This window comes from Candidatus Eremiobacterota bacterium, assembly GCA_031082125.1.
In the GTDB taxonomy this organism is placed as follows: domain Bacteria; phylum Vulcanimicrobiota; class CADAWZ01; order CADAWZ01; family Ess09-12; genus Ess09-12.
Genome location: JAVHLM010000009.1, coordinates 45,373 through 60,415, shown reverse-complemented (window position 1 = coordinate 60,415; position 15,043 = coordinate 45,373). Strand labels below are relative to the sequence as shown.

Sequence of the window (15,043 nt, the reverse complement as noted above, 5' to 3'; positions counted from 1 at the left end):
CCTTTAAGAGCGTCAATAGTCCAGGTAAATCGGCTGGAGCCGGTCCCGGATGGATATGAACCTCTCGGCCTGATAGGTATAAGCCTTGCCTTTATATTCCCTTTTCGTATGGAGCGAGACTTCGTAGGTGACCATGTATTCTGAAAGCTGAACTGAAGTGATGTTGAACTGCACTGCGTTTTTCGCCGCTATCTCGGCGCCGTTTATGGAGTTCCAGTCAAATGCCGGCGTGTTGGTGAGCTTTTTGTCCAGGATGTCCTGCTGCCTGCGTGCCAGGAGGTAGGTGGGCTCACCCTGCTGGCCCTGGGAGGCAAAATTGGGATCCCTTATCATGTAATAGGCGATCCATGTTGACCACTCAATAAAGCCGTTAGGCGCCTGGTGAAAGACACCGTTCCTGTCCCGGGGCGAGGGGAAGTATATGTACTGGTGGCTCGAGTCTTTATAATAAACCACGCTTTGCTTGGTAGTCTCGCGGAAATCCCGTGTGAAGCGGTCAAGCCCCACTATGGCATTATTCTGGGCGTCCTGCATGGCGTTTGTCATCTGGAGCCTGTGGAATGAGGAAACAAAGAGGTTGGTGCATAGAGCGAGTATCACTGTCAGGAGCGCCATCGCCACGATGAGCTCCGAGAGGGTGATACCTGGTTTTTTCGCTTTGCTGAGCGCCATGCTACCTCCTCAAAAACATTGAAGAGACTGTGATATGGTTTTTGCGACGGTGGCCTCCTGATGCACCCGATGTTTCATCCCAGTAAACAGAGATGTCTATAAGGGTGAGGGGAGTATAGCTGACCGGATCGGAGCGGACCACATAAATGAATTCCACAGAGCTTCTAAGTTCCTGGGTGGGGCCGCCGGGCTTGACCTGAGCGCCTGAAAAGTCCTGATAGGTGGTCCTGGGGTAAGGGGTGGGCGGGAAAACCTGCACTCCTCCCACGGTGACCGGTGAAGGTGTCGGTGAGGGAAAGGCAAGGCCGTCGTAAGTGACGGCCGTTGAAGGAATGTTGGTGGACCGCGTTGTCCTTATCCTCTCCATCAAATTCTCGGCGAGTGTCGTGGCCGAGTCCCTGTAAGCGGAGTTGCGCATTCTCACCTGGGAATAGGGTATAAGGATTCCCACCGAGAAGAGGATGAGGAGGAGGAGCACCATGGCAATGATAAGCTCAATCAGAGACAAGCCTTTCCCGCTTGAAGGGAGAGGCCAGCCGGCCCTTCTCGAAGGAGAGGTTATGCTGCTCACCTTTACACTATTCACCTTCGCAGGCCCGTACCCTTCCAGGGTGACAGGAGAAAATTACGGGAGCTCCTCCCAGGCTACCAGGAGCGCTCTGTCTCTCATGTCCTTCAGGCGCCCTTTGGGGTATTCAATCACCGAGGCATGGCATTTTACCTTGTTGCCCAGCAGTGAGCCCACCACGTAGGATTTACCCTGCACGTCAATATCGGTGGAAGGCGCCGCCAGCAGAAGGGAGCACTTTGATTCATCCTTTATGCTCACAGAGCAGTATGAACTGCAGTACACGATGAGATTCCTGGGATCGCAGGGTGCACCTGAGGCGAAGTTTATTGTTGAGCCGCTCAGGGAAAATCTCTGCCTCACGTAGAGGATGACGGGGCCTTTGCTTGCATCTATGGTAATGGTTCTTCCTGTGGCGTCGAAGCTGTCATAGAGGTAGGTGCCTCCTGTAATGGTGTCGGCAATGGCTGATGTGGCCGTGAGGCCCACAGGCTCATTGTAGGAAGGGACGGGAACTTTCCAGTTTGTGAGTTTATCGACATAGATGTTATTTATCGCCCCGTAGTGCCCCTCGGTGGCTATCATTTCCACATTGCCATGGGGAGTGACATAGATGTCGCCTATAATCTGGGATGTGTCATCCAAAAATGATCCATTGTTGATGGACCATGTCTGCATGGTGTTGTACCAGGCGGTGTAGCTGAAAGGCTTGTTCGGCGGCAGGTAATTAGACGAGGATGAAGTGGAAGGAGTAGCGGAAGAGCTTGAATATAAAAGATCGCCCTGATCTGTGCTGCTGAGAGAGCTCTGCGGCGCAGGCGTCGCAGCAGGCGTCTGCCCTATGGGCGTCTGCTGCGTAGGCGTCTGCCCTATAGGCGTCTGCTGCGTAGGCGTCACAGTGGGTGTGTGCGGTGTAGATACCGCAAAAGGCGTCTGTTGTGTAGGCGTCACAGTGGGTGTGTGCGGTGTGGAGACCACAGTAGTCTGGCTCTGTGACTGGCTCTGTGACTGGTAATTGTTGCTGCTATTTACACTGAGGTTTACATTAACATTGTTGTTATTGTAGTTGTAATTGTAATTGCTGCTGTTGCTGGAGCTATTGTAATTGTATTTATTAGGAGACATCACATTAAACTGGACATAAATTATCAATCCGCCGCCGCCGCCGCCGCCGCCGCCCCAGCCGCCGCCGTGGCCGCCACGAGATAGCATGGCGGGCTCATCAGCCTTCAGCGGGACCTCTTTCTTGTTGAAATTGAGCGAATAGGTGGTATTGGCATAGGAGAAGGGATTCAAGGGAGATGACACGTTCAGCGAGGTGCTTTGATTTATGGTAATGGGCGGTACAAAATTCTGGGTGGTCATGCTCGTGGAGAGACTCAGAGAAAGCATAGCCGAAGGCGACGAAGACGAAGGGGGGGGCTTGCTGAGGGAGGTGTAAGTCTGGTTCTGCTGAGCCAGAAAACCTCCGCCTGAAGAGTTTATTGTCGTGCTGGTCGTTTGGCTCACATTCACCTGGGTAGCGCTTGAAGGGCTTTCCTGCAGCATATTCACCATCGTGCTGGTGTTCACCGCGACATGCGTGACCTCGGATTCTTCTTCAGCCTGGTGCCCTATGATTACGGAATCCACTTTTCCGGTAGCGGCAGCACTGGTTCTGCTGCTGCCTATGTCACCGATAATCTTTGAATTGTAGAGCGCCGTCACTCCCGCGTCGTTTTTCGTATTGCCGTAAGCGGCGTAGAGGAAACAGTTCTTCTTGAAGGTGGCTTTCACTTTCTTTTCCTTGTCAATGCTGCCGCCGGGGCCCTCAAGCCTGGCTGTTGAGATGACAGTGCAGGTGTCGGCAGTGGAGTCCACGAGATCCACCCTGTAGGAGAGGTTTTTCTCTCCCACCCTGGTCCAGCCCACCAGATTGGAATTGGGAGCGAGCTGGTCCCAGTTTCTCACTGAGAGGGGCCAGGTTGCTTCCCTGTCCAGCTCTTTCTCCGCGGCGTTGAGTCCTGCCAGGGCCGCCTGCATGGTGAGGGTATCACTCTGCTTCTTCAGGGAGTACCTGTACTGGTTGGTGGTAAGGCCAACGACCGAAACGGCCAGCAGGGAGAGAACCAGCATCACCAGCATTATCGACGCGAGGGCGAGGCCCTTTTTCTTCCAGAATTTCTGCATACCCATCATCCTCCTTGCGAGCTTTTGACTCTCTGAAGGTTTCAAAGCATAAAACAGCCAAGGTAAGGTAATCCACTATTATTATCACATAAAATCCCCGAAAAGTAAAGGAATCATGAGCCTCTTCAAGGTGCTCTCATGGCCGGAAGATCTTTAAGGAAGGGGATTGATCGGCTCAGAAAGCCTGCAACGCAATAATTATGCCATTATCGCCATATGTTACAGTATCGTAATATATGGGGGGCTTCAACAACCTACGGGAGCTCTTCCCAAGCCACCAGGAGAGCCCGGTCTCTCATATCCTTCAGGCGCCCCTTGGGGTATTCAATCACCGAAGCGGTGCATTTCACCTTGTTGCCCAGCAGTGAGCCTATCACGTAGGATTTACCCTGCACGTCAATATCGGCGGAAGATGCCGCCAGGAGAAGGGAGCACTTTGATTGATCCTTGATGCTCACAGAGCAGTATGAACTGCAGTACACAATGAGATTCCTGGGATCGCAGGGTGTGCCGGAGGCGAAGTTTATTGTCGAGCCGCTCAGGGCAAATTTACTTCTCACGTAGAGGATGATGGGCCCCTTGCTTGCGTCGATGGTGATGGTGCTCCCTGTGACCTCGAAGGTATCATAAACATAGCTGCCGCTCTTTATGGTGCCGGGAACGGCAGACGAGACAGCGAGGCCATCAGGCTCCTGATACCTGGGAACTGGAATAATCCAGCTTGTGAGCTTTTCAACATAGGTCCTGTTGATAGTCCCCAGGTGCCCTTCGGAAGCCTCCTGTTTCACCTCGCCGTCGGGGGTGACATAGATTTCACCTATGATCTGGGACGTGTCGGTCATAGCGGCGGACTCTCCGTTGATGGACCAGGACTGCATGGTGGTATACCATGCAGAATAATCGAATGGCGTTTGTTGGGTCAGATAAGCGGATGGGCCTGTCGAAGGCGAAATGGAGGATTGCGGCTCCGTTTCGCCTTCTGGCGCAGTCGCCTGCGGCGATGTCACCTGTGGCGATGTCACCTGTGGTGATGTCACCTGTGGCGTCGTCACCTGGGGCGGTTTTACCTGGGGCATTGTCACCTGTGGCGTCGTCACCTGTGGCGGTTTTACCTGGGGTATCGTCACCTGGGGCTTTGGCGGCGGCGCCCAATAATAGGACAACGGCGAGTAATAAGCGGGAGGTTTCATGAAGGTCACTGAGACAGAAAGGCAGGAATAGGAGACGCTCACGCTATTGCTGTTCGGCTTGCTGGAAGATGAATGGCACCTGGAAGAGCGGGCTTCCAGGTCGAGCTCTCTCTTGTTCTGGCTGAGGGAGTAAGAAGTGGTGGCAAAGGAGATGGGATTCAGGGTATTCGAGATATTGATTGAGGTGCTCTGGCTTATCTTGATGGGAGGAACGAAATTATTGAGCGTCATGCTCTGCGAAAGGCTTATTGAGAGAAGGGCCGAGGGCGACGCCGAGGGGGGAGGCTTGGAGGAGGTTGAAAACTGCGTTGAGTTCTCGCTCATCTGCGAGGCCGAGGAGCCTCCTCCCGAGGAGTTCACCACGGTGCTCGTCATCTGATTCACGCTCACCTGGGGGGTGCTTGTGGAAGGACTCTGCTGGAGCTGCACCTGCGTATTGGTGGTAACGGCCACCTGGGTGACGGTATTGCTCGTCTCATCGGAGGCCAGCTGCCCTATGGTGACGGCATTCACTTTCTTGCCTGCATTGGCGGTATCGGCCCTGCTGCTTCCCACGTCGCCGATTATCTTGGAATTATATTCTGCCGTTACGCCCGGGGCATTTTTTCCGTTGCCGTAAGCGGCGTAGAGGAAGCAGTTCTTCTTGAAGGTGGCCTTTACTTTCTTTTCCTTGTCAATGCTCCCGCGGGGGCCCTCAAGCCTGGCTGTTGAGATGACAGTGCAGGTGTCGGCAGTGGAGTCCACGAGATCCACCCTGTAGGAGAGGTTTTTCTCTCCCACCCTGGTCCAGCCCACCAGATTGGAATTGGGAGCGAGCTGGTCCCAGTTGTTCACTTTGTCGGGCAATAATGGGTCCCTGTCCAGTGCTTTCTCCGCAGCGTCGAGTCCTGCCAGGGCCGCCTGCATGGTGAGGGTTTCATTCTGTTTTTTCAGGGAGTACCTGTACTGGTTGGTGGTAAGGCCTACGACCGAGACAGCCAGCAGGGAGAGAACCAGCATCACCACCATGATCGACGCGAGGGCGAGGCCCTTTTTCTTCCAGAATTTCTGCATACTCGTCTCCCTCCTTGTGGGGTTTATAACTCCATGACCTACGGGAGCTCTTCCCAGGACACCAGGAGAGCCCGGTCTCTCATATCCTTGAGGCGCCCTTTGGGGTATTCAATTACCGAGGCGCTGCAGTTCACCTTGTTGCCGAGAAGCGAGCCTACCACCAGGGAGCTGCCCTTCACACCGCCCTGCACATCAATATCGGTGGAAGGCGCCGCCATCAGCAGGGAGCATCTTGAGCCGTTCTTTATTGATACAGAGCAGCTTGGGCTTGCATAGACGATGAGGTTCCTGGGATCGCAGGCTGTGCCGGATGTGGTGAAGTTGATTTTTGAGTTGTCCATGATGAATGACTGCCTCACGTAAAGGATGATGGGCCCCTTGCTTGCGTCGATGGTAATGGTTCTTCCTGTGGCTTCAAAGGTGTCGTATATATAGGTGCCGCCGGTGAGAGTATCGGGAATGGCTGAGGTGGTCGAGGAGCCCGCTGGCTCCAGATAGGCGGGAACAGGGATCGTTTTGCCGGTGAGCTTGTCGAGGTAAGTTTTGTTTTCGCTCCCTTCCAGCGAGTTGATGCTGCCGCCAATCAGCCTTTCCACCTGGCCGGCCGGGGTGAGATAGATATCGCCGACTATCTTGGACTGGTCTTCGCTGCTGGACTGGTCGTTGCTGATGGACCAGTGCTGCGAGGTGGTGTACAGCATATCGCTGGAAGTGGGAGTAAAGCTGGGGGAAGGAGTCGGAGTGGAGGCAGGGGACGGAGTGGAGGCAGGTTGCGGCGGATATTGTATGGGAGGACCGGACCAGCCTGAGGAAGATGAACTCCCATGGCCGCCCCTGGATGCCATGTCACCTTTTATTTCCTCCGCGCTGTTTCCAAAATAATCCTGGGGTGCCAGGATCTGCCGGGTGAGCGCTGCCGCAGGCTCATCGGTCTTCAGTGAAAGCTCCTTCTTATTGGGTTTATTAAGGACGCTGAGGGAATAAGTGGTGATCGCATTGGCAAAGACACTTAAAGGTGAAGTGACCGAAATTGAGGTGTTCTGGCTTATCTTTATGGGGGGAACAAATTCTTCGACAGTCATGCTCTGCGAGACGCTCATAGAAAGCATTGAGGAGGCCGATGGAGGCTTATAGGGAGTGGACATTGAGGTGGAGTTCTGCTGGAGATTTGAAGCCAGAAGATCGCCATCGGAAGAGTTGACAAAGGTGGTGGTTGTCTGGTTTACATTCACGTGGGTATTGCTTGTGGGACTATTCTGCTGGAGCTGCACATGCGTAGTGGTGCTGACGGACACACTGGTGACGTCGGCCGTCACGGGCGAGGTATCCTGTCCTATCGCCACGGCTTTTCCTGAAGTCCTGCTGCTCCCCACGTCGCCCCTGATGATGGAATCATCTTTTAAGGCCACCCCCACATCGTCTTTCGCGCAGCCGTAAGCGGCATAGAGGAAGCAGTTTTTCTTGAAGGTGGCTTTCAGTCTCTTTTGCTTATCAATGCTCCCGCCGGAGTTTTCAAGCGTGGACGTCGTTATGACAGAGCAGGTGTCGGGTGAGGATTCCATGATATCGATCTTGTAGTAGAGGCTTTTTTCACCCACCCGGGTGCGGGGCACCAGGGACGATCCCGGAGCAAGCAGGTCCCAGTTTTTCACCTCGGAGGGCGAGGTCAGTTCCCTGTCCAGTGCTTTCTCCGCGGCATCGAGGCCCGTCAGGGCCGCCTGCATGGCGAGGGTATCATTCTGTTTTTTCAGAGAGTACCTGTACTGGTTGGTGGTAAGGCCTACGACCGAGACGGCCAGCAGGGAGAGAACCAGCATCACCAGCATTATCGAAGCGAGGGCGAGGCCCTTTTTCTTCAATAATTTTTTCATTGCCATCCCCCTCCTTGTGAGCCTGGACTCCGTAAGGATTAAAGCCATGAGGAAACAAGGTAGATCAATCCACTTTTATTATCCCATAAAATCACTGAAAAGTAAAGTAATCATGGTGCTTTTCACCATTCCAGGGTGCATTTGAATGTTATAAGGAAAGGGAAAGATAAGGTTTCAGGCATTGGAAGCACGTGGAATTGGGAATCATGGCTTTTATTACAGGATTGTAACATATGGGGGTATCCTGCCGGTATGGGGAGGATTTTCATGGAGCGGTCAAAATAATAAAAGCAGGCACTAAAATTTCAGGCACGGCGGCAGTTCCGCCGGAGGAGGCTCCTGTTTACGGACAGATAGCGGAAGGGCTCTACCGGGGAAGAAGGAATGAAAAGGAGCGCAGGACTGCCCTTGAGGTGGTATCGGAGGCCCTTCGGGCCGCATCGCCCCGCAGGGCTCTTCTGAGCCATGTCAGGATGGAAGGCGCCTCTCTCTTCGTCGATGAGAAGCCCTATGACCTCACAAAGTATGAAAGAGTCATCGTCGTGGGGGGAGGGAAGGCGGGAGCGCAGATGACCGAAGCCCTCGTCGAGATCCTGGGAGACAGGATAACGGTCGGCCTCGTTATGGTAAAGGATATGGCTTCCACACCCTGTGGCAATGTGACACTCTGCAGGGGAGGGCATCCTCTGCCTGATGAGAATTCCGCCTGGGGCACGAAGAAAATTCTCTCTCTCCTTGACGGCTCCACGGAGCGGGACCTGCTCATCTGCCTCCTCTCGGGGGGCGCCTCGGCCCTGCTCACCTTTCCAGAAGAAGGCCTCACTATTGAGGATCTCCAGGCAGTCTCCTCCACGCTCCTGAGATGTGGCGCCCCTATCAGTGACATCAACTGCGTGAGAAAGCACCTCTGCAGGGTCAAAGGCGGTAAACTGGCCAGGCATGCCTCTCCATCGCCGCTTATATCCCTGATCCTCTCCGATGTCGTAGGGAATCCCCTTGAGGTGATAGCATCGGGGCCGACATTTCCCGATGAGAGCTCATTTGAAAACGCCCTTGATATTATCAGGCTCTATGGTATAAAAGATATGCTGCCTCAAGCTGTCGTAGATCACCTTACGAAAGGGCGCAAAGGTGAAGTTCCTGAAAACCCGCGGCAGCAGGACCCGATTTTTGCCCACGTCCAGAATGTCATTATCGGCGACAACAGGCAGGCCCTCTCCGCAGCCGCAGAAAAGGCATCGGCTCTGGGCTTCAACACATTGATGCTCACGTCTTTCATTGAAGGTGAGGCAAGAGAGGTGGCGCATGTGATGGTGGCAATTGCCCGCGAAATATGCTCATCGGGAAATCCTCTGCCAGCACCTGCCTTTATAGCGGCAGGAGGGGAAACGACGGTGAGGGTGGTGGGGAGGGGTATGGGGGGAAGGAACCAGGAGCTTGCCCTTGCCGCGGCGGAAGGCCTTGAAGGCCTTGGGAATGTCGTCCTGGTGAGCTGCGCAACCGATGGAAGCGATGGCCCCACTGATGCTGCAGGGGGCCTTGTTGACGGCGAGACAGCGCTCCGGGGAAAGGCACTGGGGCTTGAAATCGCCGACTGTCTCCAGGCCAATGACTCTTACCGCTACCTTGCAGAGGCTGGAGATCTCATGGTAACAGGCCCTACGGGCACTAATGTGAACGACCTCGCCTTTCTCTTTGTGTTTTAAAAATAAATATGCTACAATAGAAAGGAATTCAATCGGGAAATCCAACCTGCCATAATGAACGGAGATGAGTGATGAGCTACAGAATGTTAGGAAGGCCGAAGCTCCGGGACCCTGTGCTTGTGGCGAGCTGGCCCGGCATAGGGAATATAGGCCTGATAGCCGTTGACTACGCAAGAAAGCAGCTTGATGCCAAAGCCTGTGCTGAAATTGAGCCATGGGACTTCTTTTATCCCAGGGGTATCTCCGTGAAGGCGGGAATCCTGGAGAAGCTCAATTTCCCTTCAAGCATATTCTACTACAAGAGGTTCAAGGAGAGGGACATTGTGTTCTTTGTGGGCGAAGAGCAGCCAAACGAAGGCATCAGGCGCTATGCGGGCGGAAGAAAAGCCTATGACATGGCTCATATTGTCATGGAAATCGCTAAAAAGCTCGGCTGCCGGAGAGTATTCACCTCGGGGGCTGCCGTGTCACTGGTACATCATACGACGCAGCCCCGTGTGTGGGCCGTGACTAATCAGGAAGGGCTTCTTAAAGAGGTGAGGCATCTCCCCAACACGATTCTTATGTCAGATGTGCACGGGAGAAAGAGGCAGGGGGCTATTTCGGGCCTCAACGGGCTCCTTCTCGGTGTAGCAAAGGAGCAGGAGATGGAAGCCTTCTGCCTTATGGGCGAGATACCGGTCTATCTCCAGGGTCTCATGCTTCCCTATCCTCAGGCATCGAAATCCGTGCTGGAGGTGCTTTCCCTGATGACAGGCCTGGAGGTGGATTACGGCCCTCTTGACCAGTGGGCCCTGAAGATCCATGAGAGAGTTGAGGAGCTGATGGAGGAATTCAGCAAGTCTCTCCCCACGCAGATAAGGAAAGGAGTCACCGAGGGCCTTGAACAGCTCAAGACCCCCAAGCCCTCCGACGGGCAGTTTACCGGTGATGACGCCAGGAAAGCCATAGAAGAGATAGAAAGGTTCTTCAAGCAGGGAGGAACAGGCGATGAAGAAGGGGCCCTATAAGATTCTCAGCAATACTGACATTCAGGCCTCGTCGGTGTGCGCCTTCTGGAACGAGGATGCGCGGAGCCTTTCCATGGTCGTCAAGGCTCTCAGAAAAGCCATAGGAGGCATGCCTTTCTGCAAGCTCGACCCTGTGGGCTTTTTCCCCCTGGATAACGTGCATGTACGGGATGATGTCGCCCATATACCAGAAAGCGTCTTCTACGCCGGCAGCGGTGAAGTGGTGCTTTTTGAGTCGCAGCCTCCCCAGTACGAATGGTACCGCTTTCTTACCACCGTTCTTGACGTGGCAGAGGAGCGCTGCAAAGTGCAGGAGCTTTATACTGTCGGGCGCATGGTCTCGGTGAGCGCCCATACCACGCCCCGTGAGATTTTCGGGATATTCACCTCCCAGGACATCAAGAAAAAGCTTGATGTATTCGGCGTAAGCAAAGACGTGGACTATCAGCAGGATTCTGATCAGCGCCCCACTCTCAGCTCCTTTCTTATATGGGCTGCCCAGCAGCGATCAATACCGGGTGTGAACCTCTGGGTCACCATTCCCTTTTATCTCGCCAACGTGGGCGATCCGAGAGCCGAAAAGTCCCTTCTCCAGTTCTTCCAGCGGCGCTTCAAGCTTGAAATTGATTACGGCGAAGTTGATATCGAGATAAGGGAGCAGAACAGGAGGCTTCAGGATCTCCGCGAGCGCTCCCCTTCCGTCAATGAAAGCATCCAGCGCCTTGAAACAAACCTCATCCTCACTGATGAGGAGACCTACCAGCTTGCCGGTGAGGTTGAAGAGGCTCTCTCCTCGTAATCCCGGCGGTGAAGGACCTTCATGCAGGCTGATTTAATGGCGTGCCGCTCCCTGTGCCCGGATTTTCAAGATTCCATATGCTCTTTCTGAAAGGATAAAGTGTTCAAGGTTCTCACGGAGTGCCTTTTCGCCGTCTGAGGATGTCACGGTGCCTTTGCCCGGTCCGATGCCTGCCATGAGCTCAGGCTTCTTGAGCTCAAATTCCTTGTCATTCAGCTTCCTTGCCCTGTCAAGCGTCTCCCCCAGCTTCTGTGTCTCTTCCCCGGCCTTCTCCTCACCCTCATGGAGGATTATCATTCTCTTTGTCTCGGCCAGGAAATGCTCCCTGAAGCGGGGATACTCCTCTTCGGGGATAGACCTGGCATCGTTGAGGACCTTTTCAAGGAACTCTCCCGAACCTGACTGGCCAATCCTTTCGGGATTCGTTGTGCTTCTCTGGGGGGCGATGCATGGCCGGTACTGGCCCACAAGCACCTTCTGGTTCTCGGTGAGGATGGCGAGGGCTTTCCCGGCAAGCTCCTCTTTTCTCTGTACAAAGCTGTACCTTGCCTCCTGGGCGCTCCTTTCGATCTGTCCCAGGGACCGTGCCGTCGCGGCAGTGAGGTCTTCGCCCGCCATCAGCTCATCTCTTACCTTTTTCATTACCCCTATATGCTCTTGTTCATTGTTACTGAAATGAGTGCGCTCCTCAAGTGAGACGCAGGAATACTCCTTGATAAGGGGGAGGAGCCTGGTGATCTGTTCCTCCTTGAGATAGAGCCCGTTGACCAGGTTCAGGATCTGGATTTCCTGCATGACCGCATGAAATTCGCCGCCCGGCCCCTGCGGCGCCCCCCTGTCTTCCGATGACGGGGAAATCCCCGGAGCATGGGTCTTTTTCTCGTTATCTGCAATGGTGATGCAGCATGTGATAATAATGACGCAGAGCACAAGAACCAGAAAAAACGGGGCTTTTTTCATCATTGAGCACCTCCCTGCCTGCTTTTGGATAATAACGGGGAAAAGCAGGACAATATTGTACAGGGAGAAAAATTTAATAGGTACCTGATGAGAGAATGCAGAGAAGAAGGGGGGCTCTTTCATGAATGTCAGGCCTGTGAATTCATATGACGAGGCGCGCTATCCCCGGCTTGAGGGAGGCCCCGGGGCCCGCTTTTCACCTCTCCCGGTCTCCTGGAGGAGGAAAGCGCTGGTAGCCGGTGCGGCTCTCGCCTTCTCCGCCCTTGCATGGGAAGGTGCCGCTGCTCAGGACGTTATCTCTTCGATAATGAAGCCGCCCTCTGCCATTGCCGGTAAAGAAGGCTGTGGCCGCCAGGGGACAGGGGATGCCTGGACTTTTCTGCTCGCCGCGGCGGAAAAAGGAGTGCTGGTGGCACCCTTATTTGCCCGCGGGGAAGGAAGGGGATCATCGGGAGGGATAGCGGCAAGGCCTCTTACCACGCTCACCGAGGATGAAGCCAGGAATATCATCGAGAATGAGCTCAGGAAAAGCGGAGTGAGCTTTGACAGGCACAAGGTGGCAGTCGGCGGGGCTGTTGTAGAAGGGGCAGCGGGAAAGGAAAAAGTTCCCCTCGTGGCTGACGGCCTTGACACAAAGCACAATCTTGCCTATGAATATGTCCCGGCAAGGGAATATGAAAAGATTGACAAGATTGATAAAGGACTGGTCACCGAGGTGAATTATAAGGCTTTTGCCGAGTCGGTGCGCCAGGGCTTTCTTAAGGAAGGCACACTGAATGCAGCCGTCTTCTATGATCCCATGCCTGAAGGCTACAAGAAAGCCGATGCAGAGAAGCTCCTGAGGATGCAGGTTCAGGATTTCGTCAAGTGGGCGAAAGAGCAGGGGATTCTGTAAGAGAGGCTCCTGAAATTGTTTACAGAATATTCTCTCCCTGGTAACAATTTCAGCTTTTTTTGAAGCTCTTTTCAGGGTGATTTGAGGACCATGCGAGATATCCATGGTGAAGGACAAAAACCAATCGGACGAGGGGGGCATATCATGGCTGAAGATGGAGAAAAGGGACTGACCGAAGGGATACAGGCCATAATAAAGGCAAACAAGGAAGGATTCTCCGAGTACATGCAGTCGGTGCAGCAGGCGTCGGCATCGAGGTTTGCCCAGAACATGCAGCGCCAGCAGGCATTTCTGACAGCAGGGAGCAGCTCGAATGACAGCTCATCTTTTTCCCGTGAAGCCTCCGGCATGATGGGCTAGCCTGCCTGCTCACTCTAATGGCTTATCGGCCGTGCCCTGGCACGGCTTTTTGCTTTTCATGGGCCCTGTCTCAGCGCTGATATTTGCTGATGGCTTCGTTGTGCTCGGCAAATGTCCGCGAAAAGACATGGCTTCCGTCATTTTTCACGTCATTGCGCACGTAGTAAAGGTAGTCATTGCGGGCAGGCTCGATGGCGGCCCTGATGCAGTCGATTCCCGGGTTGGCAATGGGTCCCGGGGGGAGGCCGTCATGGAGGTAGGTATTGTAAGGCGACTGAAGCTTGAGGTCGCTCAGCTTCAGGATTGCCCTGGGCTTCCCGAGGGCGAACTGAATTGTGGCGTCGCACTCCATCCTCATGCCCCGCCTGAGCCTGTTGTAATAGACCATGGCGATGACGGGGCGCTCAGAGGGGACCTGGGCCTCCCTTTCAACCATTGATGCCAGAATGACTACCTGCCTGAGGGTGAGCTTGTAGGGGAGCTTTCCCCTGTTCCGCTCGTAAAGGGGAAGCACACTGGTCTCAAAGGCCTTGAGCATGGTCTCAAGCACTTCTTTGGTGGTGAAGAAATCGGGGATATCATAGGTGTTGGGGAGAAGATAGCCCTCGATGTCCGGGAGCTTCTTCCCTCCCAGGGAGAATTCACTCTCCTTGGCGGTCCTGAGCACCTCAGAGGCTTTTGCCACGCCGTTTTTTTCCAGGATCTGAGCCACTTCCTTGAGCGTGAGGCCCTCGGGAATTGTCACGAGGCGGAGCCTGAAGCTTCCCTTGCGGAACTGGTTGACGATTTCCATCATGTTCTCGCGGGGGTCCACAAGGTAGCAGCCGGGCTTGAGTGAGGCCTCGGCCCCGGCAAGTTTCATGGTGAGGCGGAAGAGGAGCCTGTTTTCAATCACGCCTTCACGCTCGAGAGCTGCAGCAACCTCTCCGGCCGTGGCGCCCTTGGGGATTTCAAGCCTCACCGGAGGCCCTGTGCCTGAAGGTTTGAGAGACAGGTAGATGCCGGTGCCCATTCCCGCGGCAAAGCCAAGTCCGGCGAGAAGAGCACCCAGGAGGATAAAGGCCAGAACTTTCAATATAACTGACATCGCCCGCATGAAAGAATTCCCCTTTCTCCCGGCATGCCATACTTGCTTCGACCTTGTTTCAAGGCTTCCTTCATGCCGTCCGGTGGAAGGAATAAGCCTGCAAGGTTTTCGGGAGAGGAACTGGCCGCATGGAAGAATGGCCTGCCGGGAAAGCAGGCCATTGCAAGCCCTGAGGGATGGCCCAAAGGACCCTCTTAAGGCCGTTTCTGCGGAGGAATTTCAAATTCTCCGGTAACGTGCTTGTCGATAAACTTCTGGAAGAACTTTTTTTCCTCCTCGTCATAAGGGAAGAACTCTATACCGCCTATATAGATTGTTTTTTTGTCTGTGGCCTTCTTGATTACCCAGACGACCCGCCCTTTCACGTTGATCGTGGGGAAATTCGACTGGAGGAGAATCTTCATATCCAGATCCTGGAGCTCTTTCAGCTCCACGGGTGAGACGAACTTGATCCCCAGGACATTGACGTTTTCAGTGGAGATCCTGAAGAGCTCCTGTTCGCCTGGCAGGTGGCAGTTGACAGTGAGGATCATGTCGATCCTGGCCAGTCTCCTCCGGTCTTCTGGGTTTTCCTGTTTCTCCTGCGCGGACTGCTCCTTTTTTTTCACAAAGGGCCACATGCCTTGTTCCTCCCGTGTGCTGAGATTCTTACTCCTGTTTTGGCGGAGACTCTGCCTTTGCGTGAATCCTGCCGTGCCTTTTC

Annotated in this window: 13 protein-coding genes; 5 read left to right on the top strand and 8 right to left on the bottom strand. The window is 54.2% G+C overall.

Features of this window, described 5'->3' with window-relative positions; translation table 11 throughout:
* Positions 1-12: 12 nt before the first annotated feature.
* The 5 genes from RDV48_12130 to RDV48_12110 all read right to left on the bottom strand — a co-directional run bounded on the left by RDV48_12130 (position 13) and on the right by RDV48_12110 (position 7,523).
* Positions 13-672, bottom strand: coding sequence for a prepilin-type N-terminal cleavage/methylation domain-containing protein (locus RDV48_12130; GenBank protein MDQ7823537.1), 660 nt, complete (start codon positions 670-672; stop codon positions 13-15).
* A 1-nt stretch (position 673) separates the two neighbouring features.
* Positions 674-1,243: a hypothetical protein gene (locus RDV48_12125; protein MDQ7823536.1), complete on the bottom strand. Its 570-nt coding sequence runs from the start codon at positions 1,241-1,243 to the stop codon at positions 674-676.
* A 54-nt stretch (positions 1,244-1,297) separates the two neighbouring features.
* Positions 1,298-3,409, bottom strand: a complete 2,112-nt coding sequence (locus RDV48_12120) for a hypothetical protein (GenBank protein MDQ7823535.1) — start codon at positions 3,407-3,409, stop codon at positions 1,298-1,300.
* Between the two features lie 254 nt (positions 3,410-3,663).
* On the bottom strand, positions 3,664-5,652 hold the full coding sequence (locus RDV48_12115) for a hypothetical protein (protein MDQ7823534.1): 1,989 nt from the start codon (positions 5,650-5,652) through the stop codon (positions 3,664-3,666).
* Positions 5,653-5,690: 38 nt separating this feature from the next.
* Positions 5,691-7,523, bottom strand: coding sequence for a hypothetical protein (locus tag RDV48_12110; protein MDQ7823533.1), 1,833 nt, complete (start codon positions 7,521-7,523; stop codon positions 5,691-5,693).
* Between the two features lie 233 nt (positions 7,524-7,756).
* On the opposite strand from RDV48_12110, the gene RDV48_12105 reads away from it, so the two are divergent.
* The 3 genes from RDV48_12105 (at position 7,757) to RDV48_12095 (ending at position 11,038) form a co-directional block, all read left to right on the top strand.
* The gene (locus RDV48_12105) at positions 7,757-9,229 is read left to right on the top strand and encodes a glycerate kinase (protein MDQ7823532.1); all 1,473 of its coding nucleotides are present in this window, start codon (positions 7,757-7,759) and stop codon (positions 9,227-9,229) included.
* A 71-nt stretch (positions 9,230-9,300) separates the two neighbouring features.
* Complete coding sequence (locus RDV48_12100; GenBank protein ID MDQ7823531.1) at positions 9,301-10,239, top strand: PAC2 family protein; 939 nt, start codon at positions 9,301-9,303, stop codon at positions 10,237-10,239.
* On the top strand, positions 10,220-11,038 hold the full coding sequence (locus tag RDV48_12095) for a PAC2 family protein (GenBank protein MDQ7823530.1): 819 nt from the start codon (positions 10,220-10,222) through the stop codon (positions 11,036-11,038). The genes RDV48_12100 and RDV48_12095 overlap by 20 nt, the downstream gene beginning before the upstream one ends.
* Positions 11,039-11,071: 33 nt before the next feature.
* Here RDV48_12095 and RDV48_12090 read toward each other — a convergent pair whose 3' ends face one another.
* Positions 11,072-12,001, bottom strand: a complete 930-nt coding sequence (locus RDV48_12090; protein ID MDQ7823529.1) for a hypothetical protein — start codon at positions 11,999-12,001, stop codon at positions 11,072-11,074.
* A gap of 118 nt (positions 12,002-12,119) precedes the next feature.
* Between RDV48_12090 and RDV48_12085 the strand changes: the two genes are divergently transcribed.
* Positions 12,120-12,893 (top strand): hypothetical protein, encoded by a 774-nt coding sequence (locus tag RDV48_12085; protein MDQ7823528.1) that lies wholly within the window; start codon positions 12,120-12,122, stop codon positions 12,891-12,893.
* Positions 12,894-13,037: 144 nt separating this feature from the next.
* Entirely contained in the window at positions 13,038-13,253 is a 216-nt protein-coding gene (locus RDV48_12080; GenBank protein ID MDQ7823527.1) for a hypothetical protein, read from the top strand.
* Positions 13,254-13,323: 70 nt separating this feature from the next.
* Here the strand turns inward: RDV48_12080 and mltG are convergent, their stop codons facing one another.
* Positions 13,324-14,349 carry an endolytic transglycosylase MltG gene (mltG, locus tag RDV48_12075; GenBank protein MDQ7823526.1) on the bottom strand — a complete coding sequence of 342 codons (1,026 nt, stop codon included), beginning with the start codon at positions 14,347-14,349 and terminating at the stop codon, positions 13,324-13,326.
* A 185-nt stretch (positions 14,350-14,534) separates the two neighbouring features.
* The gene (locus RDV48_12070) at positions 14,535-14,960 is read right to left on the bottom strand and encodes a PilZ domain-containing protein (protein ID MDQ7823525.1); all 426 of its coding nucleotides are present in this window, start codon (positions 14,958-14,960) and stop codon (positions 14,535-14,537) included.
* Positions 14,961-15,043: the final 83 nt, after the last annotated feature.

Bases quoted from the DNA above. Each gene is read 5' to 3' on its own strand.
- RDV48_12130 (MDQ7823537.1), bottom strand. From the start codon at position 672: ATGGCGCTCAGCAAAGCGAAAAAACCAGGTATCACCCTCTCGGAGCTC.
- RDV48_12120 (MDQ7823535.1), bottom strand. From the start codon at position 3,409: ATGCAGAAATTCTGGAAGAAAAAGGGCCTCGCCCTCGCGTCGATAATG.
- RDV48_12115 (MDQ7823534.1), bottom strand. From the start codon at position 5,652: ATGCAGAAATTCTGGAAGAAAAAGGGCCTCGCCCTCGCGTCGATCATG.
- RDV48_12110 (MDQ7823533.1), bottom strand. From the start codon at position 7,523: ATGAAAAAATTATTGAAGAAAAAGGGCCTCGCCCTCGCTTCGATAATG.
- RDV48_12105 (MDQ7823532.1), top strand. From the start codon at position 7,757: ATGGGGGTATCCTGCCGGTATGGGGAGGATTTTCATGGAGCGGTCAAA.
- RDV48_12100 (MDQ7823531.1), top strand. From the start codon at position 9,301: ATGAGCTACAGAATGTTAGGAAGGCCGAAGCTCCGGGACCCTGTGCTT.
- RDV48_12095 (MDQ7823530.1), top strand. From the start codon at position 10,220: ATGAAGAAGGGGCCCTATAAGATTCTCAGCAATACTGACATTCAGGCC.
- RDV48_12090 (MDQ7823529.1), bottom strand. From the start codon at position 12,001: ATGATGAAAAAAGCCCCGTTTTTTCTGGTTCTTGTGCTCTGCGTCATT.
- RDV48_12085 (MDQ7823528.1), top strand. From the start codon at position 12,120: ATGAATGTCAGGCCTGTGAATTCATATGACGAGGCGCGCTATCCCCGG.
- RDV48_12080 (MDQ7823527.1), top strand. From the start codon at position 13,038: ATGGCTGAAGATGGAGAAAAGGGACTGACCGAAGGGATACAGGCCATA.
- mltG (MDQ7823526.1), bottom strand. From the start codon at position 14,349: ATGCGGGCGATGTCAGTTATATTGAAAGTTCTGGCCTTTATCCTCCTG.
- RDV48_12070 (MDQ7823525.1), bottom strand. From the start codon at position 14,960: ATGTGGCCCTTTGTGAAAAAAAAGGAGCAGTCCGCGCAGGAGAAACAG.